Source organism: Williamsia phyllosphaerae, assembly GCF_014635305.1.
GTDB lineage: Bacteria > Actinomycetota > Actinomycetes > Mycobacteriales > Mycobacteriaceae > Williamsia_A > Williamsia_A phyllosphaerae.
In genome coordinates this window covers 180,108-203,493 of sequence record NZ_BMCS01000001.1, presented here as the reverse complement: position 1 = coordinate 203,493, position 23,386 = coordinate 180,108, and the positions used below count along the sequence as shown (strand labels likewise).

22 protein-coding genes and 1 pseudogene are annotated in these 23,386 nt (G+C 68.9%); 7 read left to right on the top strand and 16 right to left on the bottom strand.

From position 1 onward, the window contains the following. Window positions 1-71 precede the first annotated feature (71 nt). A complete protein-coding gene (sodC, locus tag IEV93_RS01035) occupies window positions 72-791 on the top strand; it encodes a superoxide dismutase[Cu-Zn] (protein WP_188486108.1) in 720 nt (239 codons plus the stop codon). Then, window positions 791-1,918: a glutamate--cysteine ligase gene (locus IEV93_RS01030; protein WP_188490270.1), complete on the top strand. Its 1,128-nt coding sequence runs from the start codon at window positions 791-793 to the stop codon at window positions 1,916-1,918. Before sodC ends, IEV93_RS01030 begins: the two co-directional genes overlap by 1 nt. A gap of 28 nt (window positions 1,919-1,946) precedes the next feature. On the opposite strand, the gene IEV93_RS01025 is transcribed toward IEV93_RS01030, so the two are convergent. The 7 genes and pseudogenes from IEV93_RS01025 to IEV93_RS00995 all read right to left on the bottom strand — a co-directional run bounded on the left by IEV93_RS01025 (window position 1,947) and on the right by IEV93_RS00995 (window position 9,990). Then, on the bottom strand, window positions 1,947-3,230 hold the full coding sequence (locus tag IEV93_RS01025) for a PucR family transcriptional regulator (RefSeq protein WP_188486106.1): 1,284 nt from the start codon (window positions 3,228-3,230) through the stop codon (window positions 1,947-1,949). 129 nt (window positions 3,231-3,359) lie between these two features. Further along, window positions 3,360-3,692 (bottom strand): monovalent cation/H(+) antiporter subunit G, encoded by a 333-nt coding sequence (gene mnhG, locus IEV93_RS01020; protein WP_188486104.1) that lies wholly within the window; start codon window positions 3,690-3,692, stop codon window positions 3,360-3,362. Between the two features lie 71 nt (window positions 3,693-3,763). Then, window positions 3,764-4,018, bottom strand: a pseudogene (locus tag IEV93_RS01015) (monovalent cation/H+ antiporter complex subunit F); the annotation flags it as partial. Continuing rightward, the gene (locus tag IEV93_RS01010) at window positions 4,015-4,842 is read right to left on the bottom strand and encodes a Na+/H+ antiporter subunit E (RefSeq protein WP_188486099.1); all 828 of its coding nucleotides are present in this window, start codon (window positions 4,840-4,842) and stop codon (window positions 4,015-4,017) included. The pseudogene IEV93_RS01015 and the gene IEV93_RS01010, both read right to left, overlap by 4 nt. Then, window positions 4,839-6,443, bottom strand: a complete 1,605-nt coding sequence (locus IEV93_RS01005) for a Na+/H+ antiporter subunit D (protein WP_188486097.1) — start codon at window positions 6,441-6,443, stop codon at window positions 4,839-4,841. Before IEV93_RS01005 ends, IEV93_RS01010 begins: the two co-directional genes overlap by 4 nt. Further along, on the bottom strand, window positions 6,440-7,063 hold the full coding sequence (locus IEV93_RS01000) for a Na(+)/H(+) antiporter subunit C (protein ID WP_188486095.1): 624 nt from the start codon (window positions 7,061-7,063) through the stop codon (window positions 6,440-6,442). Before IEV93_RS01000 ends, IEV93_RS01005 begins: the two co-directional genes overlap by 4 nt. Further along, the gene (locus tag IEV93_RS00995; protein WP_188486093.1) at window positions 7,060-9,990 is read right to left on the bottom strand and encodes a Na+/H+ antiporter subunit A; all 2,931 of its coding nucleotides are present in this window, start codon (window positions 9,988-9,990) and stop codon (window positions 7,060-7,062) included. Before IEV93_RS00995 ends, IEV93_RS01000 begins: the two co-directional genes overlap by 4 nt. A gap of 233 nt (window positions 9,991-10,223) precedes the next feature. Here IEV93_RS00995 and IEV93_RS00990 point away from each other — a divergent pair, with 233 nt between their 5' ends. Next, entirely contained in the window at window positions 10,224-10,676 is a 453-nt protein-coding gene (locus IEV93_RS00990) for a fibronectin type III domain-containing protein (protein ID WP_188486091.1), read from the top strand. A gap of 54 nt (window positions 10,677-10,730) precedes the next feature. Here the strand turns inward: IEV93_RS00990 and IEV93_RS00985 are convergent, their stop codons facing one another. From IEV93_RS00985 to IEV93_RS00970, 4 genes are all read right to left on the bottom strand, one after another. After that, entirely contained in the window at window positions 10,731-11,681 is a 951-nt protein-coding gene (locus IEV93_RS00985) for a CDP-alcohol phosphatidyltransferase family protein (protein WP_229704799.1), read from the bottom strand. Then, a complete protein-coding gene (locus IEV93_RS00980) occupies window positions 11,678-12,445 on the bottom strand; it encodes a phosphatidylserine decarboxylase (protein ID WP_371873773.1) in 768 nt (255 codons plus the stop codon). The genes IEV93_RS00985 and IEV93_RS00980 overlap by 4 nt, the downstream gene beginning before the upstream one ends. 119 nt (window positions 12,446-12,564) lie before the next feature. Continuing rightward, complete coding sequence (gene moeA, locus IEV93_RS00975; RefSeq protein WP_188490268.1) at window positions 12,565-13,797, bottom strand: molybdopterin molybdotransferase MoeA; 1,233 nt, start codon at window positions 13,795-13,797, stop codon at window positions 12,565-12,567. Between the two features lie 8 nt (window positions 13,798-13,805). Then, window positions 13,806-15,149, bottom strand: a complete 1,344-nt coding sequence (locus IEV93_RS00970; RefSeq protein WP_188486088.1) for a dipeptidase — start codon at window positions 15,147-15,149, stop codon at window positions 13,806-13,808. 82 nt (window positions 15,150-15,231) lie between these two features. On the opposite strand from IEV93_RS00970, the gene IEV93_RS00965 reads away from it, so the two are divergent. Beyond that, the gene (locus IEV93_RS00965) at window positions 15,232-16,047 is read left to right on the top strand and encodes an HAD-IIA family hydrolase (protein ID WP_188486086.1); all 816 of its coding nucleotides are present in this window, start codon (window positions 15,232-15,234) and stop codon (window positions 16,045-16,047) included. Further along, entirely contained in the window at window positions 16,044-16,463 is a 420-nt protein-coding gene (locus IEV93_RS00960; protein WP_229704798.1) for a DUF4345 domain-containing protein, read from the top strand. Before IEV93_RS00965 ends, IEV93_RS00960 begins: the two co-directional genes overlap by 4 nt. 114 nt (window positions 16,464-16,577) lie before the next feature. On the opposite strand, the gene IEV93_RS00955 is transcribed toward IEV93_RS00960, so the two are convergent. Continuing rightward, window positions 16,578-17,213, bottom strand: coding sequence for an isochorismatase family protein (locus tag IEV93_RS00955; protein ID WP_188486082.1), 636 nt, complete (start codon window positions 17,211-17,213; stop codon window positions 16,578-16,580). Between the two features lie 249 nt (window positions 17,214-17,462). Here IEV93_RS00955 and IEV93_RS00950 point away from each other — a divergent pair, with 249 nt between their 5' ends. Next, the gene (locus IEV93_RS00950; RefSeq protein ID WP_188486080.1) at window positions 17,463-17,669 is read left to right on the top strand and encodes a hypothetical protein; all 207 of its coding nucleotides are present in this window, start codon (window positions 17,463-17,465) and stop codon (window positions 17,667-17,669) included. 68 nt (window positions 17,670-17,737) lie between these two features. On the opposite strand, the gene IEV93_RS00945 is transcribed toward IEV93_RS00950, so the two are convergent. From IEV93_RS00945 to IEV93_RS00935, 3 genes are all read right to left on the bottom strand, one after another. Next, window positions 17,738-19,174 (bottom strand): ankyrin repeat domain-containing protein, encoded by a 1,437-nt coding sequence (locus IEV93_RS00945; protein ID WP_188486078.1) that lies wholly within the window; start codon window positions 19,172-19,174, stop codon window positions 17,738-17,740. Between the two features lie 166 nt (window positions 19,175-19,340). After that, window positions 19,341-19,802, bottom strand: a complete 462-nt coding sequence (locus tag IEV93_RS00940) for an SRPBCC family protein (RefSeq protein WP_188486076.1) — start codon at window positions 19,800-19,802, stop codon at window positions 19,341-19,343. A gap of 58 nt (window positions 19,803-19,860) precedes the next feature. Continuing rightward, on the bottom strand, window positions 19,861-20,727 hold the full coding sequence (locus tag IEV93_RS00935) for an SDR family oxidoreductase (protein WP_188486074.1): 867 nt from the start codon (window positions 20,725-20,727) through the stop codon (window positions 19,861-19,863). Window positions 20,728-20,806: 79 nt separating this feature from the next. Between IEV93_RS00935 and IEV93_RS00930 the strand changes: the two genes are divergently transcribed. Next, a complete protein-coding gene (locus tag IEV93_RS00930; RefSeq protein ID WP_188486072.1) occupies window positions 20,807-22,258 on the top strand; it encodes a flavin-containing monooxygenase in 1,452 nt (483 codons plus the stop codon). A 3-nt stretch (window positions 22,259-22,261) separates the two neighbouring features. Here the strand turns inward: IEV93_RS00930 and IEV93_RS00925 are convergent, their stop codons facing one another. Next, window positions 22,262-23,386 (bottom strand): acyl-CoA dehydrogenase family protein, encoded by a 1,125-nt coding sequence (locus IEV93_RS00925; RefSeq protein ID WP_188486070.1) that lies wholly within the window; start codon window positions 23,384-23,386, stop codon window positions 22,262-22,264.

The window sequence follows — 23,386 nt, the reverse complement described above, 5'->3', positions numbered from 1 at the left end:
CCAGACACGACAGCCAGCTCGGGCGCCGGGAGCGCAGCGGGCGGCGCCGACAACAAGGGAGCCCCTCAGCGATGACCCACCAGCCGACCCCCACCTCTGGTGCACGCGGCCGCACCTCGGTGCGGCGCGCAATCCTGCTCGCGTCCTCGGTGCTCGCCGCGGGAACCGTGCTGGCGGCCTGCAGCCCGGGCGAGGAGCCCTCGAGCCAGCAGGGCACCACGCCGCCGGTCATCACCGGTGACCAGGCGCCGGGTGGTCTCGGCGTCGGTGAGTCCCCCGCGGGCGAGTCGGGCTCGGAAGGCTCCGGCAGCGGCGCGACCGCGTCGCTGATCAGCCCGCAGGGCACCCAGGTCGGCACCGCGACGTTCACCACCGAGGGCTCCGAGGTGAAGGTCGACGTCAAGGTGACCTCCGGGATCCCGGCCGGCTTCCACGGCATGCACCTGCACTCGGTGGGCAAGTGCGAGAGCAACTCCGTCGCCCCCACCGGCGGGGCACCCGGCGCGTTCCTCTCGGCCGGATCGCACCTGCAGGTCGACGGTCGCACCGGCCACCCGTCGAGCGGCGACCTCGTCTCGATGTTCGTCTCCGCGGCGGGCACCGGCGAGACCGTCACCACGAGTGACGCGTTCACCATCAGCGACATCGTCGGCAAGTCGATCATGATCCACGCGAACGCCGACAACTTCGCCAACATCCCCACCCGCTATGCGCCCGCACCGGACCAGGAGACCCTGTCCACGGGTGACGCCGGCGGCCGGATCGCCTGCGGAGTCATCGAGCAGGAGTGATCGAGGCCATCGAGTTCCGGGGCTCACCGGCCCCCACCATCGGCGTCGAGTGGGAGTTCGCACTCGTCGACAAGGTGACCGGTGACCTCTCGAATTCGGCTGCCGCACTGTTCGACCGGGTCGTCGAACTCGACGACCCGGCGTCGCAGGGACGTATCCACAAGGAACTGCTGCGCAACACCGTCGAGTTGGTGACGGGGATCTGCACCACCACCGCCGAGGCGATGGCCGATCTGCGCCGCACGCTCGGCGTCGTCCGAGGCATCGGCGACGACCTGGGCGTCAACCTCTACGGCGGCGGCACACATCCGTTCGCCGAGTGGTCGACCCAGCAGCTCACCGAGGCGCCGCGCTACGCCGAGCTGATCGAACGCACCCAGTGGTGGGGACGCCAGATGCTGATCTGGGGCGTGCACGTGCACGTCGGCATCGACCGCCGCGACAAGGTGCTCCCGATCGTCAACGCCTTGCTGGCCTATTACCCGCATCTGTTGGCGATCTCGGCGTCGTCACCGATGTGGTCGGGACAGGACACCGGGTACGCGAGCAACCGCGCCATGATGTTCCAGCAGCTGCCGACCGCCGGGCTGCCTTTCCAGTTCTCGCAGTGGGGCGAGTTCGAGGCCTTCGTCGCCGACCAGAAGACCACCGGGATCATCGATCACGTCAACGAGATCCGTTGGGACATCCGCCCGTCGCCGCGACTGGGCACGGTCGAGGTCCGGGTCTGCGACGGCGCCACGAACGTCCGCGAGCTCGAGGCGATCGTCGCGCTGATCCACTGCCTCGTGGTCGACATCGACGCCCAGCTCACCGCGGGAACCCTGCCGCGGGAGATGGCGCCGTGGTTGGTGCAGGAGAACAAGTGGCGCGCAGCGCGTTACGGGCTCGACGCGGTGATCATCCAGGACGCGGACTGCAACGAGCGGCTCGTCACCGACGACCTCGCCGACATCCTCACCCGGCTCGAGCCGGTGGCCCGCCGACTGGACTGTGTCGACGAACTGGCCTCGGTAGCCGAGATCACCGGCGGACGCGGCTCTTATCAGCGGCAGCGCACGGTCTTCGAGCGGACCGGCGACATGCGTGACGTCGTCGCACTCGTCGTCCACGAACTCGGACGCTGAGCGCGACGACACCTCGCGGTGTCCGAACTCAGACCATGGGTCGCGCTGCCTGCGTCTGCAGGTCGAGCGCGAGCAGCGCGATGTGTGCGCGCGAGATGCCCTCGGGCAGGGCCAGATCGATGCCGGTGGTCTGGGTGATGCGACGCAGCCGGTAGTCGACGGTGTTCGGGTGGATGTGCATCCGCCGCCCGGTGCTCTTGCGGTTCAACCCGGTCTCGAGGTGCACGCGCAGGGTCTCGAGCAGCTCGGGGTGGCTGTCCAACGGGTTCAGCGTGGACGCGAGGTGATCGCGGGCCGGGCCCGGGCGGGTGATCTGGTACTCGATGAGCAGATCCTGCATCTCGTACAGGCCGGGCGGGCGCCGGATCGCGCGGACCAGGTCCATCAGATCGTGCGTCTCGTCGGACAGATCCGGGATCTTCTCGGTCGCGCCGATCGACTGCGTGGCGATGATCGGTGCCTCGGCGTGCACCGACAACTCCGCGAGCAGTTCGGTGGTCAGCAGGGGCAGGTCGGGATCGGCGGGGACGAGCACGGTGCCACCGCTGTTGCTGAGCAGCGTCAGCGCCCGCGAGTTGAACATCGTGGCCAGCGCGGACTGCACGCGGCGGAGCTTGCGTCGCGCGGCGATCTTGGTGTTGACCCGCGGGTCGAGCTCGTCGGGGTGCGGCGCCATCGACAGCGACACCACCTGGTAGCGGTTGGCGATCGGGATGCCCGTCTGGCGTGCGACCGCCGACGCGGTGTGGCCGGACAGCAGCGCCGACATCAGTGTCTGCGTCGCGGACTGGTGCTGGCTGGCGACGAGTCGCTGTTCCTCGACGTAGGCGGTGGCGACGTTGGCGGTGAAGGTGTCGAGCAGCTTCATGACCAGCTTGAACCCGGAGACCAGGTCGCCGAGGTCGTCGGCGCCGGCCTGCGCGGCGATCAGGTCGAAACCGATCTTGATGCCCTCGTGGTACGTGTGGATGATCGTGTCGAGCGGGACGCCCTCGCGCGCCCACTGGGCAGCGGACTCGCGGATCTGGGCGAGCTGCGCGTCACCGGGGAGGGTCTGGTCGTCGAGCATCTCGATGGCGAGCCGCAGGCAGGTCTGCGTCACCTGGGTGACGTCGCCGTGCAGTTGCTCGCCGGGCAGGGTGCCGCAGGGGACGACGTTGTCGGCGAAGTGCCCCACCATCTCCGTCGCGAGCTTGTTGATGTCGGCCAGGGTCCGCGATGCGGGCCGTCCGGCGACCCGGAGCGTCGCGTTGGCCGCGAGATCTGTGCCCTCGATGGTGTTGATCTCCAGACCCCTGCTTTGAGTCGTCATGGTGTTGCTCCCCGCTCGTATCCCACGCACCCCCGTGCCCGCGCGTGATTAATCCGTGTTGTGGACATTAACGTATAAGATTTCGCCCTGAAAGTGTGCGAATGCACAGTTTCCGTGACTAACGATAACTCAGTGCGAGGCGCCGGAATCCATGTCGCCGTCGCGCATCAGGTCGTCACGGGCGCGTTGTTCCTGGTAGGCGAGCCGACCGATCCGGTGGGCGACCACCGGTGCGGTGATCAACGCGAACAGCCCGGAGAGCACGAGCATCCCGAAGTCGACGCTGCCGGAGAGCCGGATCATCGCGCCCACGAGGATCAGCAACAACCCGAAGGTCTGCGGTTTGGTGGCCGCGTGCATCCGCGTCATCGTGTCCGGGAAGCGCAGCACCCCGATGGAGGCGGTCAGTGCGAGCACCGAGCCGCTGAGCACGAGGACGGCGACGATGATGTCGGAGATCATGTGCGCTCGCTTCCCGGGGACGGCGAGCCCGCGTCGACGTCGTCGGATCCGGGCGTCCCGGCACGGACGACGTCGTCGCGGACACGGAAGCGGGCGATGGCGACCGATCCCACGAAGCTCAGCAGCGACAACGCCACGATGGCCGGTACGACGGTGGAGTCGAGGCTGTAGGCCGCCCAGACCCCGAGGCTGCACATCGACAACGCGACCAGGGTGTCCAGCGCGACCAGTCGGTCGAGGGTGTTGGGCCCCAGCAGGATCCGCACGGTGGTGATGATCGCCGCGGCCATCAGCAGTACCGCGGCGATGATCCAGACGACCATCATGATGTGCCTTCCGATCCGGTCCCGCGTGCGTCCGGCACCGGGGCGTCCCGCCGGCCCCGACCGCCGTCCATCTGCTTGTCGGTCGCGGTCTGCAGGTGTTCGCGCAGGCTGGACGGCACGTGGTGGAACTCCTCGTCGATGCCGTGGTACGGACTCGGATGCCACTCACTGTCGCGCTCGAACGCGCGGATGAACAGCCGTTCGACGGTCGCCACCTGCTTGTAGAAGTCCCGCACCTTCTTCTCGCTGCTCACGTCGAACACGTGGACGTAGAGCAGTCGGCGCCGATGATCGATCTCGACGACCATCGTGCCGGGGACCAGGTTGAGGTAGTCGACGGCCAGGGTGAGCACCATGTCGGACTTGATCGCCAGACGCGTCCGGAGCACGGCCGACAGCGGTGGTCGGCGAGGGCGGATCGCGGCGAACCCGACCTCGGCGCTGGAGACGACGAAGTCCCAGAACAGTCGGGCGACGAGCAGCACGACCGTCGCCGGGTGGATGCGGCCCTCGACCGGGACCCGGGGGAGGGGCAGCAGATAGATGATCAGCAGCGCGACCACGATCCCGCCGAGGACGTTGGCCCACGACACCGTGCCCCACAGCAGGACCCAGACGAAGGTCAGCCAGGCGATCGTCCACAGGCGGACGGCGACCTCGCGGCCGTCGGCACCGAGCCACCCGAATCCGTGCAGGCGGTTGCGCAGGCCGACGGCCGCGCGGGAAAGGTTCCACCAGCAGAACATGAAACTCATCCGCCAGGCGTGGTGGATGCGGCCACGGATCGGTCCCTTGGCCGGTGCGTGTCCCATCGGGCGGGTCATCGGGTCCCTCCCAAGACGGCGTCGAGGTAGATGTTCGAGTCGGTGAGATCGGCGGCCGCGGCGTTGGTGAAGTCGAAGATCGGTCCGGCCCACAGGGTCAGCGCCACACCGGCGACGACCATGATCAGCGTGGGCACCACCATGCCGACCGGCATCCGCCCGACGTCGGCGCGATCGCCGAACGCGATGTCACCGGCTTCCTCGACCAGAGCCGACGGTCCGACGTCGGCCATGTCGCCCTCGGGGGCGTCGGCGCGCGGACGCCAGAACGCCTTGGTCCAGACGCGGGCCATGACGTAGAGGGTCAGCAGGCTGGTGACGACGGACCCGGCGACCAGCAGCCAGGCGAGGACGCTGCCGTCCTGAACGCCCGCCTCGATGAGCGCGACCTTGCCGATGAACCCGGAGAACGGCGGGATGCCACCGAGATTGAGGGCGGGGACGAGGAACAACCCGGCCAGCAGGGGGCTCGCCGCGAGCCCGCCGAGGCGCCGCAACGACGCCGAGCCCGCCTGACGTTCGATGAGTCCCACCACCAGGAACAGTGTGGTCTGCACGAGAATGTGGTGCGCCACGTAGAAGATGGCGCCTGACAGCCCGAACCTCGACGACAGCGCGATACCGAAGATCATGTAGCCGATGTGGCTGACCAGGGTGAACGACAGCAGTCGTTTGATGTCGGACTGGGCAATGGCGCCGAAGATGCCGACCAGCATCGTCAGCAGGCCGGCGACCAGCAGGACGGTGTCCATCGATCCGCCGGGGAACAGCAGCGTGTGCGCGCGGATGATCGCGTACACACCGACCTTGGTCAGCAACCCGGCGAACACGGCGGTGACCGGTGCCGGCGCGGTCGGATACGAGTCGGGTAGCCACGTCGACAGCGGGAACACCGCGGCCTTGATGCCGAACGCCACGAGCAGGACCGCGTAGAGCGCACCGCGCGTGCCCTCGGGGATGTCCTGGAGTCGGATCGCCATCTCGGCGAGGTTCAGCGTTCCCGTCGCCGCGTAGGCGAAGGCGATGCCCGCCAGGAAGATCAGCGACGACACCATCGACACCATCACGTAGGAGACGCCCGCGCGGACGCGGTCGGCGCTGGCGCCGAGGGTGAGCAACACGAAGCTGGCGGCGAGCAGCACCTCGAACGAGACGTAGAGGTTGAACAGGTCGCCCGCGAGGAAGGCGTTGCAGACACCCGCCGTCAGTGCGAGGTAGGTCGGCAGGAAGATCGAGACCGGCTGTTCGGTCGTGCCGTCGCGGATACCCTGCCCGACGGCGTAGAGGACGACGCACAGCAGCACAGCCGTCGAGACGACCAGCATGAGCGACGAGAGCTGGTCGACGACGAGGGTGATGCCCAGGGGACCGTTGCTGTAGCCCTTGCCGTCCCAGCCGCCGACGTGCAGCGCGTAGGTGCCGTAGCGGTTGGTCAGGTAGAGCAGCATGCACGACGCCACGAACGCGGCGGAGATCGCGACGACGGTGACCGCGCGCTGCACGCGGGGGCTGCGACCCATGACCAGGGTGAGTGCCGCGCCGCCGAGCGGGACGAGGAACGGGATGACGATCAGGGTCGCGAACCAGTGCTGGTCGATCATGTCTGGTCGCCCCCCTTCCCGGTGTTCGCGCTGTCGTCGGTCGGCTCGGGGCCGTCGTCGGTGTCGTCCTCGATGAGGTCGTCGGTGGTGTTCTCCGAGACCCCCTCGGGCATGAGGTCGGCCTCGATCCGGTTGCGCTTGCGGGAGCGGATCTCCTCCTCCGACAACGGGTTGCCCTCGTCGTCGAACATGTCGCCGATCTTCGTGTCGGTACCGGTGACGGGATCGTCGCTGCGGTCGCGGTCGGGCGCACTGGCCAGCGACTGGCTCTTGACCTTGATGTCCTCGGGGTCGTCGTCGACGTCGTCGTCGGTGTTGATGACGAACGAGCGGTAGGCGAGGGCGAGCACGAACGCCGCGATGCCCATGGTGATGACGATCGCCGTCAGCACCATGCCCTGGGCCAGGGGATCGGAGTCGCCGGTGCGGCTGTCGGAGTCGCGGCCGTAGATCGGTGGGTTGCCCATGCTGCCGGTGATCGTGATGATCAGCAAATTGATGGCGTTGCCCACCAGCAACAGTCCGAGCAGCATCCGGATGAGGCTGCGTTCGAGGAGCAGGTACACGCCGCAGGCGGCGACGAGCCCGACGACGATCAGCAGTCCGAGGTTGACGCTCATCGGCTCACCGTCCCGTCGATCTCGGGCCCGGCGAACGCCGCGTCGTTGGCCGCACGGGAGCCGGCTGCGGTGGTCGCGGTCTCCTCGATGTCCAGGCGCGCACCGAGACTGCGCAGCACGTCGAGCACCAGGCCGACGACGATGAGGTAGACGCCGAGGTCGAAGAACAGTGCGGTGACGAGCTTGATGTGGCCGAGCACCGGCAGGGTGACCTCGAGGGTGGCCGACGACAGGGCCGGGGCCCCGGCGAGCACGGACGCGATCGCGGTCGACACCGACATCCCGAGTCCGAGGCCCAGGATGCGGCCCGCGTCGATCGGGATGGCCTCGCCGAGTTCGTATCGACCACCCGCGAGGTAGCGCAGCACCAGCGCCATGCCCATCGTGAGGCCGCCGGCGAAACCTCCGCCGGGTGCGTTGTGCCCGGCGTAGAAGAAGTAGATCGACGCCACGACCATGGTCGGGAAGATGAGTCGGGTGGTCGCCTCGAGCACCATCGAGCGGTGTCGCGGGTCGCGGAAGTCGCTGCCGCGCAACCAGGTGGTGCGCGCCGACGGCACACCGTCGTCGATGTCGGGGTTCGCGCCCTGCAGGCGCGCGGCGTCGGCGACGCGCGGTGCGGAACCGAAGCGGCGGTGGCGGAAGACCATCGACGCGACGCCGGTGGCCGCGACGAGCAGCACTGACACCTCGCCGAGGGTGTCCCACGCGCGGATGTCGACGAGCAGGACGTTGACGGCGTTGGCGCCGTTGCCCAGTTTGTAGGCCGCCTCGGGGATGTCGACGTGCATCGGGATGGTGCTGCGCGCGCCCGCGGCGAACAGGCCCACCACGACGAGCAGGGCGCCGAAGGCCAGACCGATCAGGGCGCGCAGCGGTTTGAACCCGGTGGTGTGGCGGGCCTCGGCCTCGGCGGGCAGCTTGCGCAGCACGAGCACGAAGATGACCAGCGTCAGCGTCTCGACGAGGAACTGCGTCAACGCGAGGTCGGGGGCGCCGTAGAACGCGAACAGCATGCCGCACCCGTAGCCGGTCACACCGACGACGAGCGCGGCGGCCAGACGGTTGCGCAGCAGGGTCGCCGAGATGGCCGCGGCGATCATGATCCCGCCGATGACCACCTGGATGACCGAGTCGAAACCGTTGATGTCCAACCGGTTCCGCGCGCCGAGGAACAACGCGACGGTGGGCACGATGATCAGGGTGACCATGATGACGCCCTGGGTCAGCGGCAGCGAACCACGCTGAGTGACCCGGGTCAGCGCCAGCGAGGCCGTGTCGGCGCCGCGGAGCACGTAGTCGTAGATGCGGTCGGCGTTGCCCAGCGGCGGCGAGGTGAACCCGAGGCGCCGACGACGGCGACGCAGCAGCAGGAACACGGTGACACCGCCGACGATGACGATCGCGGTGAGCAGCAGCGGCAGCTTGAACCCGTGCCACAGGGCGAGGTGCTCGATCTCGTGCCCGTGGTTGGGCAGCGTCTTCGCGTACGGCTCGAACAGTGAACCGACCGGGCCGCTGGCGAACCCGGCGGCCACACCCAGCACCGCGAGCAACCCCGCGGGCGCCATGAACGCCGCCGACGGGTGGTGCATCTTCGCGACGGCGAGGCTGGGTTCGCGTCGGACCTTGCGGCCGAAAGCGCCCGCCATGAAGCGGATCGTGTACGCCATCGTCAGGATCGAACCGAACACGATGATCGCGGTGGCGGTGATCGACTGCCAGTCCGTCAGCGGGCCGCCCTGCGAGTAGGCGCCGAGGGCGGCCTCCTTGCCGACGAAGCCGAGCGTGATGGGGAGTCCGGCCATGCTGAACGACGACAGTCCCGCGATGATCGCCAGCGCCGGTGCGGCCGCACCCAGACGGGCCAGCTTGCGGACGTCGCGGGTACCGGTGGAGTGGTCGATGACGCCGACCACCATGAACAGCGACGCCTTGAAGAACGCGTGCGCCACCAACATCGCCATGCCTGCCAGCGCCGCGTTGGTGTCGCCGAGACCGACGAGCACCATCAGGAAGCCGAGCTGGGACACCGTGCCGAACGCCAGGATGAGTTTGAGGTCGAACTCCCGCAGCGATCGCCATCCGCCCAGCACCATCGTCAGCAGGCCGAGTCCGACGACGGTCACCTGCCAGGCGACGTCGTCGGAGAAGCCCGGGGCCAGACGCGCCACGAGGAAGATGCCGGCCTTGACCATCGCGGCCGCGTGCAGATACGCGCTGACCGGGGTCGGGGCCGCCATCGCACCGGGGAGCCAGAAGTGGAACGGGACGATCGCGGACTTGCTGATCGCGCCGATCAGTATGAGGACGATCGCGATGCTGACCAACATCCCCGACGGGGGTTCGGCCAGGATGTCGGAGAGCAGATAGCTGCCCGCGCGTTCGCCCAGCATGACGATGCCGGCCAGCATGGCCAGACCGCCCGCGGTGGTCACCAGCAGGGCCTGCGTCGCGGCCCGGCGGGACGTCGCGCGCTGTGCGTAGAAGCCGACCAGCAGGAACGACAGGACCGTCGTCGCTTCCCAGAAGATGTAGAGCACGATCATGTTGTTGCTCGTCACCAGGCCGAACATGGCGAAGGTGAACGCGACCATCTGCGCGGCGAAGCCCGCGACCCGGCGCTTGATCTCGTCGAAGTACTCGGCGCAGTAACAGAGGACCAGCGCGCCGACGCCGAGCACGAGGATCGACATGACCGCGGCGAGGGTGTCCATGCGCAGGACGATGTCCATCTGGAGCGCGGGGACCCAGGTGATGGTCTCGGTGCGCGGTGGAGTTCCCTCGGAGGGCCAGTCGGCGATGACGGCGATCATCGACGCCGCCGGGGCCACGGCGAGCAGGTAGAACCCTCGGCGGCCGAGCCACGAGATGATCGCAGGTGCAGCCAGAGCCGTGAGGGCCAGGGCAACCAGGATTGCGATCAACGAGGCACTCCGTCGTATCGATGGGCGGGGTGTCAGGGTCGCAGGAAAGTGGAGCTCACCGCGACAACCGTCCCTTCACCTTACCGTCGGGCCTGCTCGCACGACCATCGGGTGGTCGCGACGCTCGCCGTGCCATCTGACCGGATGACACGATACGGTGCGACCCCAGTGGTCGTCGGACAGGTATTTCTCGGTCGAGGGGTGGCGTGATGCGTGATGGGAACGAAGCAGCGATGACGGGTCGATACGGTGCGCGAGGTGCGCGGGGCTCATGGTGGGCGGCGGTGCTGGCCGTCGTGGCGCTGTGTCTGCTCGCGGGATGCGGGTCCGGCGATTCCGCGCCCGCCGAGCCGAGCGGGCCCTCCGGGGTGGCGCTCCCCGACGACTTCCCGACCGATCAGATCCCGCTCATCGGCGGCGCCGTGCTCTCGGCGGGTGGATCGGCCGACGAGGGGTGGAACCTCACCGTGCAGGGTCCGGCCGACACGACCGCCGCGCTCGACACCGCTGTGAAGACCCTCACCGACGGGGGCTTCAAGGAGGTGCAGCGGACCACCGACGGCGGCAATCAGGTCGTGGTCGTGACCGGCCTCAAGGCGGGCAAGACCTACACCGTCGAGGTGGGAAGCGTCTCCGGCGCCGCGGGTGGTCCGAACTCGGTGTTCTACCAGGTCTCGGCGTCCTGACGGCTGCACTCTTCCTGACCGCTGCGCCCGGTCCGACCACGACGGACGGGGCCGTCACCGTCGTTCGGGGCGACGCAACCCGAGTCGGGCCTCGGACTTGCGAGGCCGTGCGCGGGTGACCTGGCGTCGGGCTCGGCGCTCGAGACGACGCTCGCGCGGCGGGGTGTCCCACTCCTCGGGGCGCTTCTCCACCCACCGGCGCGATCGCCAGGCGAACGGGATGTGCACCAGGTAGCCCAGAATCGCCACGAACATCAGGATGTACGGGAACGTCACCAGCAACGCTGCTCCCACGGCCACCACGATGAGGATGCCCACCAGTGCGCTCGGTGGGATGGCGAACGTCTTGAGCGATGCCGTCGGGATGCGGCTCACCGCCAACGCGGCGGTCAGCATCATCCACGAGCCGACGGCCGCGGCGGAGGTCCACCAGCCGTAGCCGAACTGCTGTTCGGCCGCGATCGGCAGCAGTGCGATCAGTGCCGCGGCCGGGGCAGGCACACCGACGAAGAAGTCCTTGGTGAACTTCGGTGCGCTGGTGTCGTCGAGCAGGGTGTTGAACCGGGCGAGCCGCAACACGATCGCGCACGTGTAGATCAGCGCCAGCACCCAGCCGCTGTCCTCCCCGCGCAACAGCACGAGATAGATCGTGAGCGCAGGCGCGACCCCGAAGTTGATGGCGTCGGCAAGGGAGTCGAGTTCGGCGCCGATCTTCGTGGTCGCACCGAGCAGACGCGCGACGCGGCCGTCGAGACCGTCGAGAAGTGCTGCGGCCGCGATCATCCCGACGGCCAGATCGATGCGGTCGTCGAGCGCGAATTTCGCGGCCGACAGTCCGGCGCAGATCGCGAGAACCGTCATCGCCGACGGTACGAGGAGGCGGCCGCCGTTCAGGTCGGGGACGCGGGATCGATTGTCCGACACACTCTGTCGGAGACGGCGGCGTCGTGAGGGGCGTGTCGTCCGTCGCGGTACGCGGACGCGGGGGCGCGTGGGTTCGGTCACGCCGACCCCACCGGAAGAGTGGCCAACACCGTCTCCGCCCCGACCGCGCGTTGTCCGACGAGCACCTGGGGCACGGTCCCGGCCGGTAGGTACACGTCGACGCGCGACCCGAACCGGATCAACCCGTAGGTCTCGCCGAGCGCCACGCGGTCGCCCGCGCTGCGATGGCAGACGATCCGTCGTGCGATGAGGCCGGCGATCTGTACGACACCGATCTCGACACCGAAGTCGGTCCGGATCCGCATGCTGGTGCGTTCGTTGTCGAAGCTGGCCGCGGGCAGGTCGGCGGAGAGGAATGCGCCGGGGGTGTGCACCACCGAGACCACGTCGCCGGTGATCGGTACCCGCTGCACGTGCACGTCGAACACGCTGAGGAAGGTCGACACCCGGGGGAGTGGGAGGTCACCGAGGCCGAGGTCGGCGGGCGGTACGGCTTCGTCGACGATGGTGATCTCGCCGTCCGCGGGCGCGACCACGGCGCCGACGAGCGTCGGCGGGACGCGCGTGGGGTGGCGGAAGAAGGTGGCGCTCGCGAGTGCGAGTGCGGTGGCCGGGGTCCGGATCCAACGGTGTCGACGCGCGAGCACGGCCACCGCGGCGGGACCGGCGACGAACGGGACGCCCGCCGGATGCATCGTCGGGACGGTGTGCCGGATCAGTTCGACGAGGTGCGCGAGTCCGGTCTGGTGCTCGGTGATGGCACCGCCGTCGGCCGAGCCCGCAGCCCCCGCGTGATCGATCCCCGTCTTCGGGCGTCTCGCCACGTCGTTCTGCCTCCCGCTGTCGTCCAACGCCGGTCGACGTTGTCGCGTTCAGGGTAGAGGGTAGGGGTCGACCGGACCGCCCGCTCCACCTGCGCTCGCCGTGATCGCAGGTCAGCGATTCAATCGAGCAGGATGACCTCGACGGTCGTCCCGGCCGAGACGTCGTCGGCGTCGGCGGCGATGTCGATGAGCGCGTTGGCGGATGCGAGGAACCGCAGGTGGTGCGAACTCGGCGGGCCGATGGGGATGACCGAGCCGATCCCGTCCGCCCCGCCGGCGTGGGTGAACACCCCACGTCGGAACTGGCGTTTGCCACGCGGCGAGCGCAGGTCGTCGGCCAGGGCGGCCTGGATCCGTCGGCGGTGCGCCGGCAGTCCCATCGCGCTGCGCAGGGGCGGTCGGACGAAGATCTCGAACGACACCTGCGCGCTCACGGGGTTGCCGGGCAGCGTGACGATCGGGACCGTCGTGCCGGTCGCGCTGGTGTACCGACCGCTGCCCTGGGGCATGCCCGGCTGCATCGCCACCTTGAGGAAGTCGACACCCTGGCCGGTCAGGGCGTCCTTGACCACCTCGTACGCGCCGGCGCTGACACCTCCCGAGGTGAGGATCAGATCGACGGCGGCGGGGCCGTCGATCATCTCGTCGAGCCGTGCCCGGAACTGTCCGACGTCGTCGGGGACGAAGTGCACCAGGGTCGCCTCGCCACCCGCGGACCGGACCGCGGCGCACAGCATCGCACCGTTGCTCTCGTATATCTGCCCGTGCTCGAGAGGGTTGCCGGGCGCGATCAGCTCCGACCCGGTGGACAGCACGACGACGTGCAGGGGTGCGGTCACCTCGACCTCGGCGACACCGAGCGCGGCGAGCAGACCGATCTGCGACGACCCGATCACCGTGCCCGTGAGCAGTGCGGCCTCACCCGCCTCGATGTCGGAACCGGCGCGGCGCACAGCCGTTCCGACGCCGACCGAGCCGTGGATCGTGACGGTCTGGTCACCGCCGTCGGTGAGCTCCACCTGCACCACCGCGTCGGCACCTGCGGGCATCGGGGCGCCGGTCATGATCCGGTGGACGGTGCCCTCGGTGAGGGTGAGCGAATCGGTCCGCCCGGCCGGGATGTCCTCGGCCACCGGTAGGCGCACCGGCTCCTCCGCCGAGGCGTCGGCGATGTCGGCGGCGCGGACGGCGTACCCGTCCATGGCGGAGTTGTCGAAGCCGGGCAGGCTGACCTGCGCGGCGACGTCGACGGCCAATGCCCGGCCGAGCGCGTCGGCGATCGGGACCCGCACCGTCCGTGCCGGTCCGAACAGTGCGGCGACGTGGGCCTGATGGTCGGACACCGACCGCAGCGGGGCGGTCACCGGGTGCCGAACGACCGCAGGAACAACGCCTCCGACAGTGCGGTCCGCGCGATCTCGGTCGGGTCGACGCTCTCGTTCGGGGCGTGGATACGGCACCGTGGCTCCTCGACCCCGAGCAGTGCGATCTCCGCGCGCGGGCAGATCTCGGAGAGCACCGTGCACAACGGGATCGAGCCGCCCTGCCCGGAGTGGGCGACCGGGGCGCCGTAGGCCTGTTCCATCGCATCGCTGAGGGCGCGGTAGCCGGGGCCGGAGGTGTCGGCCGCGAACGGTGCGCCGGTGGCCTCGGGGTCGACGACCACCTGTGCGTGCCAGGGGATATGCGCCTGCAGGTGGCGGGTCAGTGCGTCGAGTGCGATCGCCGGATCCATCCCCGGCGGTACGCGGAGATTGAGCATGGCCGCGGCGGTCGGGACGATCGCGGCGGCGGCCTCGGCGGTCCGAGGGGCGTCGAGCCCGATGACGGTGACCGCCGGACGAGCCCACACCATGTCGGCGGGAGCGCCCGACCCGATGATGTCGACACCGTCGAGAATCGTTGCGTCCGTGCGGAAAACATCGGGGTCGTACGGTGCTCCCGACCATGTCTGGTCGGCGTCGAGGCCGTCGATGGTGGTGTTGCCGTCGGCGTCGCGCAGACTGGCCAGTCCCGCGACGAGGGCGGCGAGTGCGTCCGGTGCCGCACCACCGAACTGGCCGGAGTGCACGTCGGAGCCCAGGGTCGACACGGTCACCTTCACGTTGACCACACCGCGCAGGCTGGTGGTGAGGGTCGGGGTGCCCACCGCGACGTTGCCGGTGTCGCCGATGAGGATCATGTCGGCGTCGAAGAGTTCGGGACGTTCACGGGCGAGGTGGTCGAGTCCCTCGCCGCCGGCCTCCTCCGATCCCTCGATGACGACCCGGATGCCGCAGGCGAGGTCGTCACCGACTGCGCGCAACGCGGTCAGGTGGGCGATGACGTTGCCCTTGCAGTCGGCGGTCCCGCGTCCGTACCAACGACCGTCGCGCTCGGTGAGGGCGAAGGCATCCGAGTGCCACAGCGCGGTGTCGCCTGCGGGCTGTACGTCGTGATGGCTGTAGAGCAGCACCGTCGGCGAGCCGTCGGGACCGGGGCGGTGTCCGACGACGGCGATGCTGCCGTCGGAGGTGGGGATGGATTCACACGGCACCCCGACCTCGGCGAACGCGTCGGCCACCCAGGACGCGGCGTCGGCGCACGCCTGGCGCTGATCGGGTGCGATGTGTACGGACGGGAAGGCGACCAGGGTGGTCAGATCCGCCTGGGCGCGGGGCATCAGGCGGTCGACGCCCTCGGTGAGATGGGTGAGCGTGGACATGAATCTCAGCATGCCACCTCGCCGCGGTGTGACCCGGTGGCCGCGTACTGCGTGGTCATCTCGTGGCGACTAGATTTTGACCATGGCCGAGGGACTGCTGCTGGACATCGACGGGGTGCTCGTCACCTCGTGGCAGCCGCTGCCCGGCGCCGTCGAGGCGCTTGCGACGCTGACCGAACGCCGGATCCCACGACTGTTCCTCACGAACACGACGTCGAAGTCCCGCGCGCAGATCGCCGCAGCACTGGCCGACTGCGGGTTCGATGTCGCCGCCGAGGAGATCCTCAGTGCGGCCAAGCTCACCGCGGAGTACCTCGAGGCGGAGTACCCCGGCAAGCGGACGTGGGTGCTCAACGACGGACCCGTCGCCGACGACATGAACGGGGTGTCGCTGTGTGCTCCCGACGACGACCCCGAGGTTGTGGTGCTCGGCGGCGCCGGCCCCGACTTCACCCATGACGCCATCTCGCGGGTGCTGGAGTTGATGATCTCCGGGGTCCCCGTGGTCGCGATGCACCGGTCGATGACGTGGTCCACCGATCACGGCATGATGATCGACACCGGCGTCTACCTCGAGGGTCTGGAAAAGGCTGCGGGAGCCAAGATCCGGGCGATCGGCAAGCCGTCGCCGGTGGGTTTCCGGTCGGCGGTGGAGGCCATGGGCATCGAACCCACGTCGGTGGTGATGGTCGGCGACGACCTGCACAACGACGTTCTCGGGGCGCAGGCCGCGGCTCTCATCGGGGTCCTGGTGCGGACCGGCAAGTTCCGGGCCGACGCCCTGGCGACGGTGCAGAGCGACGAGTTCGGCCCGGTACCCGACCACGTCATCGATTCCGTCGCCGATCTGCCCGCGCTGTGGGACGAGCTGGCGGGCTCAGAGCGAGGGCGCAGATGAACCGACGTCTGCGTCGACCATCCAGCGAGACTGCGGTGCGGGGTGTGGTTGCAGCGCTGGGGATCCTCCCGGTGGTGTCTGGTGTGCGGGGTGTCCTCGAAGGTCCGGAAGGCGCCCCGGGTGGGGGCTCGACGACGCCGAGCGTGGACAGCGAGTACCGGTTCGTGAATGTCTTCTGGCTTGCCGTGGGACCCGGTCTGTGCTGGTCGATGGCAGCACCCCGAGAACGCGCGACGACGACCAGGATCCTGCTCGGCCTGGCCGCGTCCGGTGGAGTGCCCCGCCTGATGTCGTGGCGCGCCGTCGGCCGTCCTCACCCGGTCTTCCGGGCCGCGACTGCACTCGAACTCATCGGTGTGCCCGCCGTTCTGCTCTGGCATCGGTCCGTGTTCGGGTCTGATCCCCAATCCGCCTGATCATCAGGAATCGACATTCACCGACTCATCGGTCCACAAACCACACCGCACGGCCTCGTTGAGTGCGCATTGCAGCTCGTGACGCCCATCGGTGTGGTTTGTGGACGGAGTTCGTCAGCCGACGGCGACCGAGCGCCCCTCGATCGCTGACACCACGAGGTTGTTGACCTCGATGGGCTGCGAGGACGCCACGGCGGCGGTCCACTCGGCGGTGGTGGTCACCGCGGCGAAGTTCGACTGCAACAGCACCATCAGGGTGGTGTGCAGCGTTTCGGCCGAGACGTGTCCGGCCTCGTTGGCCAGGTTGATCGCTCCGGTGGCGTCGGACAGGATCTCGGCGGCGAACCCCAGGCCCTCGGCCTCCACCGCCGTGGCGAGATCGCAGTTGTTGGTCATGAAGCCGACGATGGTGACGGTGTCGACGTCGCGTGCCCGCAGCCACTCGGCGACGTCGGTGCCGGCGAACACGCTGCCGTAGCTCTTGTGCACGTGCTTGGTCGTGGGCGTCGTCCGCTTCTCGATCTCCGGGTGCAGCGACCATCCGGGCGTCCCCTCGACGAAGACGGGGGCACCGTCGGGCATCTGGTGCTGAACGATGACCATCGGGATATCTTGTGCGACAGCGGTGTCGATGGCGGAGACGATGTTGGCGAGCGATTCGTCGCGTGGCGGGTAGGCGATCTGAAGCGGACCCTCGAAGTACTCCTGCTGGATGTCGACGACGATCAGTGCGCGTTTCGGTGTGCTCATGGCTGGCTCCTGACGATGTCCGGGGATCTCCCGGTGTGCGCTGTGCGCTGCCTCCATCATGGGCGGCCCGCCGGCACGGTGGGTGTCCTTCTGACGATCTACGGTCGGCAGTTCGCGAATACGGGGGTCTGAACCGACAGGATTGCGACCCCGCCGATCGAATGTCGCCTCCGCGTCACCGGCAACTCGTACCCTGGCGGTCGGCGACCGGGACCTTCCCGGCCGAACGAACCCGCAAGGAGTGCAACGATGTCCGGTTACAAGGACAAGTTCGACAAGGCATTCGAAGAGAAGCCGATCGACGAGCTGGTCAACGCGCCGGTGGATGCGCTGCAGGGTGTCAGCCCGCGCCACGCCGAGCTCCTCAAAGAGGCCTTCAACATCAAGACCGTCGGCGACCTCGGCACCAACAAGTACTTCCTCTGGGCGCAGGCGGTCGCCAAGCTCGCCGAGTGAATTGATGACGTGACGACCGATGCCCTCAGACTGCCGCCCGTGCGGCCGCTCCGGGCATCGGTCGGCGTCTACGGCTCGAACAGGCCGGCGAGGTCGTCGTGACCCAGATGATCGGCCCACTGTGCCGGCGTCGCATCGAAGCGGACGTCGCGCACCGAGGCATCAGCGCCCAGTTCGAGCAATCGCATGATCATCGCGGCGTCGTCGCGTTCGACGGCGGTGTGCAGCGCCGTCTGCCAGGGCTCGGACACCGGAAGGTCCGACCGTCCGAGAGCGTCGATGTCGAAACGGGACTCGACGAGCAGTTCCACCGACTCGACGCGGCCGTGCCCGGCCGCCCACACGACCAGTTCCGGCCGGGCCACTCTCGCCGCATCGACCACTGCGGCCGGGGTGCCCGCCACCGCTGCCGCGTCGCCGGACATCACCGCGGCCACGAAAGCCTCGACGGGGTCGAGAACCGGCACGGCCGCACCGAGTTCGGCGAGGCGGGCGGCCAGTCGCGTGTGACCGTTGCCGACGGCCACCTCGATCGGAGTACGTCCGGTGCCGAGCGGACTCACGACGTCGACACCATGCCGGGCGAGCAGTTCCACCCGATCCACCTGATCGTGATTCAGCGCCCACCCGAGGAGATCCCGAAGGGCGTCGGTGTGTGACGGCAGCAGGTCCGGTAGTTCGCGTCGCCAGGGTCCGCCGTCACCGGTCCCGAGACCGAATTCGAACAGCACCTCGAGGAAGTCGTCGGCGGTGGTGAACATCCGGTTGTACAGCGTCTGGGCGTCGTTCGGTTCCGCGCCGCGCTCCAGCAGCAGCCGTGCGAGCGCCGTCGAGTGGGGATGGGGCGGTTGAGCGTTCTCGCCGCCTCCGAAGACGCCGGTCAGAACGGTGAACGGGATGGGCAGCCCGTCGAAGAACCGGCCGTCGTTCACGTCGGCCCCTGCCTCCAGCAAAAGGGTTGCCGCGCCGATCGTGTCCGCGAGAGCGGTCGGCACCCGTCCGTAGGCCAGATACATCAGTGGCGACCAGTCGTATGGGCCCGTCGGCTCCGTCGCGACGGATGCGTTGCGCGACAGCGCCGCTCGCACGGCGGGGACGTCACCGACGACCGCAGCCACGGCGAGATCGGTACTTGGCAGGGTCGGGTTCTCCGACAGCACCGTCGTCGCCTGCGACGGACGAGTGGGATCGTCGGCGGCGTAGTTCAGGCAGGCCAGGCGCAGGAACTGATCCGCCGGTGACGCATTGGTGGCGGGTTCGCAGTACTCCCAGAGGCGCGCCCGGATGGCCTCGACGTGTCGCACGAGGCGAGGCCAACTGACGAAACCGTGGCGTCGGGCCGTCATTGATTGCGCTCGCGCAAGCGGGAAGTCGGGATCGGGGTGGTCCAGCGCCGCGTCCGCGAGGGCGTCGGGTTCGCCGTCGCGGACCGCGCGTTGGAACTCACGGGCCTGCTTTCGCAGCTGACCGAGATCCGGGCGTTCGGGGAGATGGGCAACAGCCATCACGGGCTCCTCTCGTCGCCTGTGGTCCGCCGAACAGGCCGAAAGGAGTGGTTGGCCTCGGAAAACATCGATCTGCAGGTGGGCTCAGCCCTGTCCGCGGACCCGGAGGCGTCCTGCAGGCGCCGTCGACCAGGGTAGTGCGACGGGGCCTGCAGGTCCAGGGAGATCAGGCGCGCTCGGCGGCCGCCTTGATCTTGGCCAACGTCTCTTTGATGCCTTCTTCGAGCTCGATCTCGAAGTTGTCCTTGCCGCCCAACACCTTGTCGACGAGCAACGCCGACACCGCGGTGGTCTTGCCGTCGGCGGCCACCCGACGCTCGGTCAGCGTGACGCCGTCGGCGGACGGGGTGATCTCGAAGCCCCACACGGTGTGGTTCTCGGTGATCCGATACGCGATCTCGCGGTTGGGCTCGAACGTCACGACCTTCGACGTGGTAGGCCACACCAGCAGGCCGCGCTTGTTGACGTTGATGGTCTTGGTGCCCTGTCCGACGGCGCCACCGCGCACGATGATCTTGCGGCACTGGGGGCTCCACTCGCCCATGCGGGCCAGGTCGGACACGATCGACCAGACCTTCTCGGGGCTGGCCTTGATGTCGGTCGAGGCTTCGATCAGCGGTGCTGCCATGGGGTTCTCCTGGTGTCTGGGCGCGACGATGCGTGGGTGGAGTCTATCGACGGCCCGATCATGTCCGGTTCTCGGCCGGGGACATCGACACCCGCCCGGTGCTGATCCCGGCCAACGTCCCGCCGTCGACGAGGAGGTCGACGCCGGAGACGAAGCTCGACTTGGTGGAGTCGAGCAGGAAGTCAGCGGCCGCGGCCACGTCCTCCGCGGTGCCGAACCGACCGGCGGCGTTGTCGGTGACCATCGACTTATAGGCGTCGTGGGCGAACTCGGCCTCGAACTCGTCCCAGCCCATCGGGGTGGCGACCACGCCGGGACTGATCGAGTTGACCCTCGCCCCGCGATCGCCCCAGCGTGGCGCCTGGGCTTGTACGCGGATCTGGTTGGCCCGCTTGGCGTATCCGTAGGTCATGGCCCTCGCGAGGTCAGCGGGGACATCGGGCATGGACAGCAGTCCGACATCCGCCAGCTCCTCGGCGGGGGCGGTCGCGAAGATCGCGGCCGTCGCTTCGTCGACGGCGTCGCGGAAGATGTGGCCGGCGATGCTGGAGATGTAGACCCCGGCGCCCCCGGGAGCGATCACCTCGCCGAACTCGTCGAGCGACAGTGCCACGCCCACCAGGTCGACCGCGGCGATCCGCTCGGCCGGCGCCTGCGCCGGTGACAGCCCCGCGGTGTGCGCGACCGCCGTGACCGGGCCCAATCCGGCCGCGAAAGCCGCCAGTTCGCGGACCGACCCTCGATCGCTGACGTCGACCGCGTGGTCACGCACGGCATAACCCTGGCGGCGCATGGCCGAACTCAACGCCTGCAGTTTTGTGTCGTCGTGGTCGGCGAGGACCAGCGGCCGGCCCGACCCCAGCCGTCGTGCGATGGCCTCTCCCATGCCGCCGACACCGACCACCACCAGCACGTTTCCGATCATGCGGTCAGAATAGACGGGTGTCTGGACGAATGTCTGACAAATCCTTGACTCCGTGTGGGGTCGGTGTCAGCCTCAGCAGGTGACCGACGTCCGCATCGCCATCATCGGAGCCGGATTCGGCGGCGTCTGTGTCGCACTCAAGCTGGCCGCGGCCGGCCACCGTTCCTTCACCGTGTTCGACTCCCACGCCGACGTCGGCGGCACGTGGTGGGCGAACACCTACCCCGGCGCCGCGTGCGACGCACCGTCGCACGTCTACAGCTACTCGTTCGCGCAGACCACCGACTGGTCGCGGCGTTTCGCCCCCGGGCCGGAGATCCAGCGCTATCTGCGACGGTGCGTCGACGAGGCCGGGATCGGCGACCATCTCCGACTCGGCGTCACCGTCGAGAAGGTCCGATGGACGGGTGTCGAGTGGATACTGGCCCTCGCCGACGACACCGAGGTCGCCGCCGACGTGGTTGTCGGTGCAACCGGTCAGCTCAACGTCCCCGGCTACCCGCCGATACCGGGCCTGGACGACTTCGAGGGCCCCAGCATGCACACCGCGCGCTGGCGCGCTGACGTCGATCTGGCCGGCCGTCGGGTTGCGGTGGTCGGGACCGGGGCCAGCGCGGTCCAGGTCATCCCCGCGATAGCGGACACCGTCGGCGAGTTGGTCGTGTTCCAACGGTCGGCGCCCTACGTGTTCGACAAACCCGACACGGCGTACGGAGATCGTCTCCATCGGGCGTACCGCGCCGTGCCCGCGTTGAGATCTGTTGCACGGGCCGGTATCTGGTGGACGTTCGAGGCGTTCGGCGTCTTCTTCTGGAAGTGGCCGCGGTTGATGCGACCTCTCGAGCGGGTACACGCCCGCGCGCTCGCACGACGCGGTCTCGACGATGCCACGCGCACAGGTCTCACGCCGGATCACCGCCCCGGCTGCAAGCGGATCCTGATCTCGAGTGAATACCACGACACGTTCGCACGCGAGAACGTCTCGTTGGTGACCGAGGCGATCACCGGATGTGCAGCCGACGGGCTGTCGACCGTGAACACACACCACGACGTCGAGGTCATCATCTACGCCACCGGATTTCAGGGAGCGCACCTGGGAACCCTGACGGTGACCGGGGTCGACGGAACCGACCTGGCGCAGAGCTGGGACGACGGAGCCCGCGCGCACCTCGGCATCGCGGTGCCGGGGTTCCCGAACCTCTTCCTCGTCTACGGTCCGAACACGAACCTGGGCACCGGCTCGATCACCTTCATGCTCGAGGCGCAGGCCGACCACATCGTCGCCGCGGTGACCCGTCTGGCTCGGACACCGGGCACGGCGATGGAGGTCACCACGACGGCTCTTGACCGGTGGCGTGCCGAACTGGGCGCACGCCAGGCGACATCGGTGTGGCAATCCGGTTGTTCGAGTTGGTATCTCGACGCCCACGGCCGCGACACCCACAACTGGCCCGGGTTCATGACGCGGTACGCGTCCATGGTGCGGACGCCACGCGACGCGGACTACCGGATGGTTTCGCTGCCGATCTAGTGGCTAGATCAGTGTGAGCATGTCGTGGTCGGCGACCGACTCCGACAGCGCTCGCAAGTGATCGTCGGCGCCGCCCAGGGTGTGGGCGATCGCGGTCAGGCGGCTGACCACGTGGCCGACCGGGTACTCGGCGGTGAGGCCGATGCCACCGTGCAGCTGGATGGTCTCCTGGCCGATGAGACGCGCCGAGTGACAGATCTGCAGCTTCGCGCGCGAGGCGGTGGCCGGATCGACGTCGTCGTCGGCGAGGCGCATCGTCGCGTAGGTGCTGATGCTGCGGGCCAACTCGAGCTCGACGTACATGTTCGACGCCCGGTGGGTCAGCGCCTGGAACGTCTTGAGCGGCACACCGAACTGCTTGCGCGACTTGAGGTACTCGGTGGTCTGGTTCAGTGCCTGTTCCATCGCGCCGACGGCCTCGGCGCACAGCAGGGTCTGGGTGACGACCTCGGCCTTGGTGATCACCGCGGCGACGTCGTCGACCGGCAGCGCGGTCGCGGCAGCGCCATCGAGGGTGATCCGCGCGGCGCGACGACGATCGTGCGTCCGCAACGCGGTGCGGTTCACGCCGGAGGCGTCTGCGTCGACGAGGAACAGCGCCGGGGCGCCGTCGAGCGTCGCGGTGACGACGAACTTCCCGGCGACATCGCCGGCGAGCACCGGGCCCTTCGAGCCGGTCAGGGTGTAGCCGTCACCCGACGCGGTGGCCGTGGTCGCCAGGGCCGATGCGGGCCACCGGTCGCCGGGCTCGTCGTGGGCCCAGGCCAGGACGAGCTCGCCCTCGGAGACAGCGGCGACGATCTCGCCGCGCAGGGTGTCGTCGGTGATCGCGGCGATCGCGACGCCCGGCGTCGCCATCGCGGTGATGAACGGCTCGGGCGCGAGTGAACGACCGAATTCCCCGGCCACAACGGCGGTCTCGGCGAATCCTGCTCCGGCGCCTCCGTCCTCCTCGGTGAAGGGGAGGCCGAGGATGCCGATCTCGGCGAGTGAGGACCAGACGTCCTCACTCCAGCCGCGATCGGTCTCGGCTACGGCACGCAGTTTCTCGACGTCGTAGGCGCGTCCGAGCACCTCGCGGGCGGTGTCGCGCAGGAGCGACTGCTCCTCGGTCAATTCGAAATCCAT

What these genes read in the sequence shown, in the direction of transcription:
- mnhG (WP_188486104.1), bottom strand. Translation starts at nt 3,692, where the DNA reads ATGATCTCCGACATCATCGTCGCCGTCCTCGTGCTCAGCGGCTCGGTG.
- IEV93_RS01010 (WP_188486099.1), bottom strand. Translation starts at nt 4,842, where the DNA reads ATGACCCGCCCGATGGGACACGCACCGGCCAAGGGACCGATCCGTGGC.
- IEV93_RS00935 (WP_188486074.1), bottom strand. Translation starts at nt 20,727, where the DNA reads ATGATCGGAAACGTGCTGGTGGTGGTCGGTGTCGGCGGCATGGGAGAG.
- IEV93_RS00970 (WP_188486088.1), bottom strand. Translation starts at nt 15,149, where the DNA reads ATGTCCACGCTCACCCATCTCACCGAGGGCGTCGACCGCCTGATGCCC.
- IEV93_RS00960 (WP_229704798.1), top strand. Translation starts at nt 16,044, where the DNA reads ATGAACCGACGTCTGCGTCGACCATCCAGCGAGACTGCGGTGCGGGGT.
- IEV93_RS01005 (WP_188486097.1), bottom strand. Translation starts at nt 6,443, where the DNA reads ATGATCGACCAGCACTGGTTCGCGACCCTGATCGTCATCCCGTTCCTC.
- IEV93_RS00940 (WP_188486076.1), bottom strand. Translation starts at nt 19,802, where the DNA reads ATGGCAGCACCGCTGATCGAAGCCTCGACCGACATCAAGGCCAGCCCC.
- IEV93_RS01025 (WP_188486106.1), bottom strand. Translation starts at nt 3,230, where the DNA reads ATGACGACTCAAAGCAGGGGTCTGGAGATCAACACCATCGAGGGCACA.
- IEV93_RS00965 (WP_188486086.1), top strand. Translation starts at nt 15,232, where the DNA reads ATGGCCGAGGGACTGCTGCTGGACATCGACGGGGTGCTCGTCACCTCG.
- IEV93_RS00925 (WP_188486070.1), bottom strand. Translation starts at nt 23,386, where the DNA reads ATGGATTTCGAATTGACCGAGGAGCAGTCGCTCCTGCGCGACACCGCC.
- IEV93_RS00950 (WP_188486080.1), top strand. Translation starts at nt 17,463, where the DNA reads ATGTCCGGTTACAAGGACAAGTTCGACAAGGCATTCGAAGAGAAGCCG.
- IEV93_RS00990 (WP_188486091.1), top strand. Translation starts at nt 10,224, where the DNA reads ATGACGGGTCGATACGGTGCGCGAGGTGCGCGGGGCTCATGGTGGGCG.
- IEV93_RS01000 (WP_188486095.1), bottom strand. Translation starts at nt 7,063, where the DNA reads ATGAGCGTCAACCTCGGACTGCTGATCGTCGTCGGGCTCGTCGCCGCC.
- IEV93_RS00945 (WP_188486078.1), bottom strand. Translation starts at nt 19,174, where the DNA reads ATGGCTGTTGCCCATCTCCCCGAACGCCCGGATCTCGGTCAGCTGCGA.
- IEV93_RS00955 (WP_188486082.1), bottom strand. Translation starts at nt 17,213, where the DNA reads ATGAGCACACCGAAACGCGCACTGATCGTCGTCGACATCCAGCAGGAG.
- sodC (WP_188486108.1), top strand. Translation starts at nt 72, where the DNA reads ATGACCCACCAGCCGACCCCCACCTCTGGTGCACGCGGCCGCACCTCG.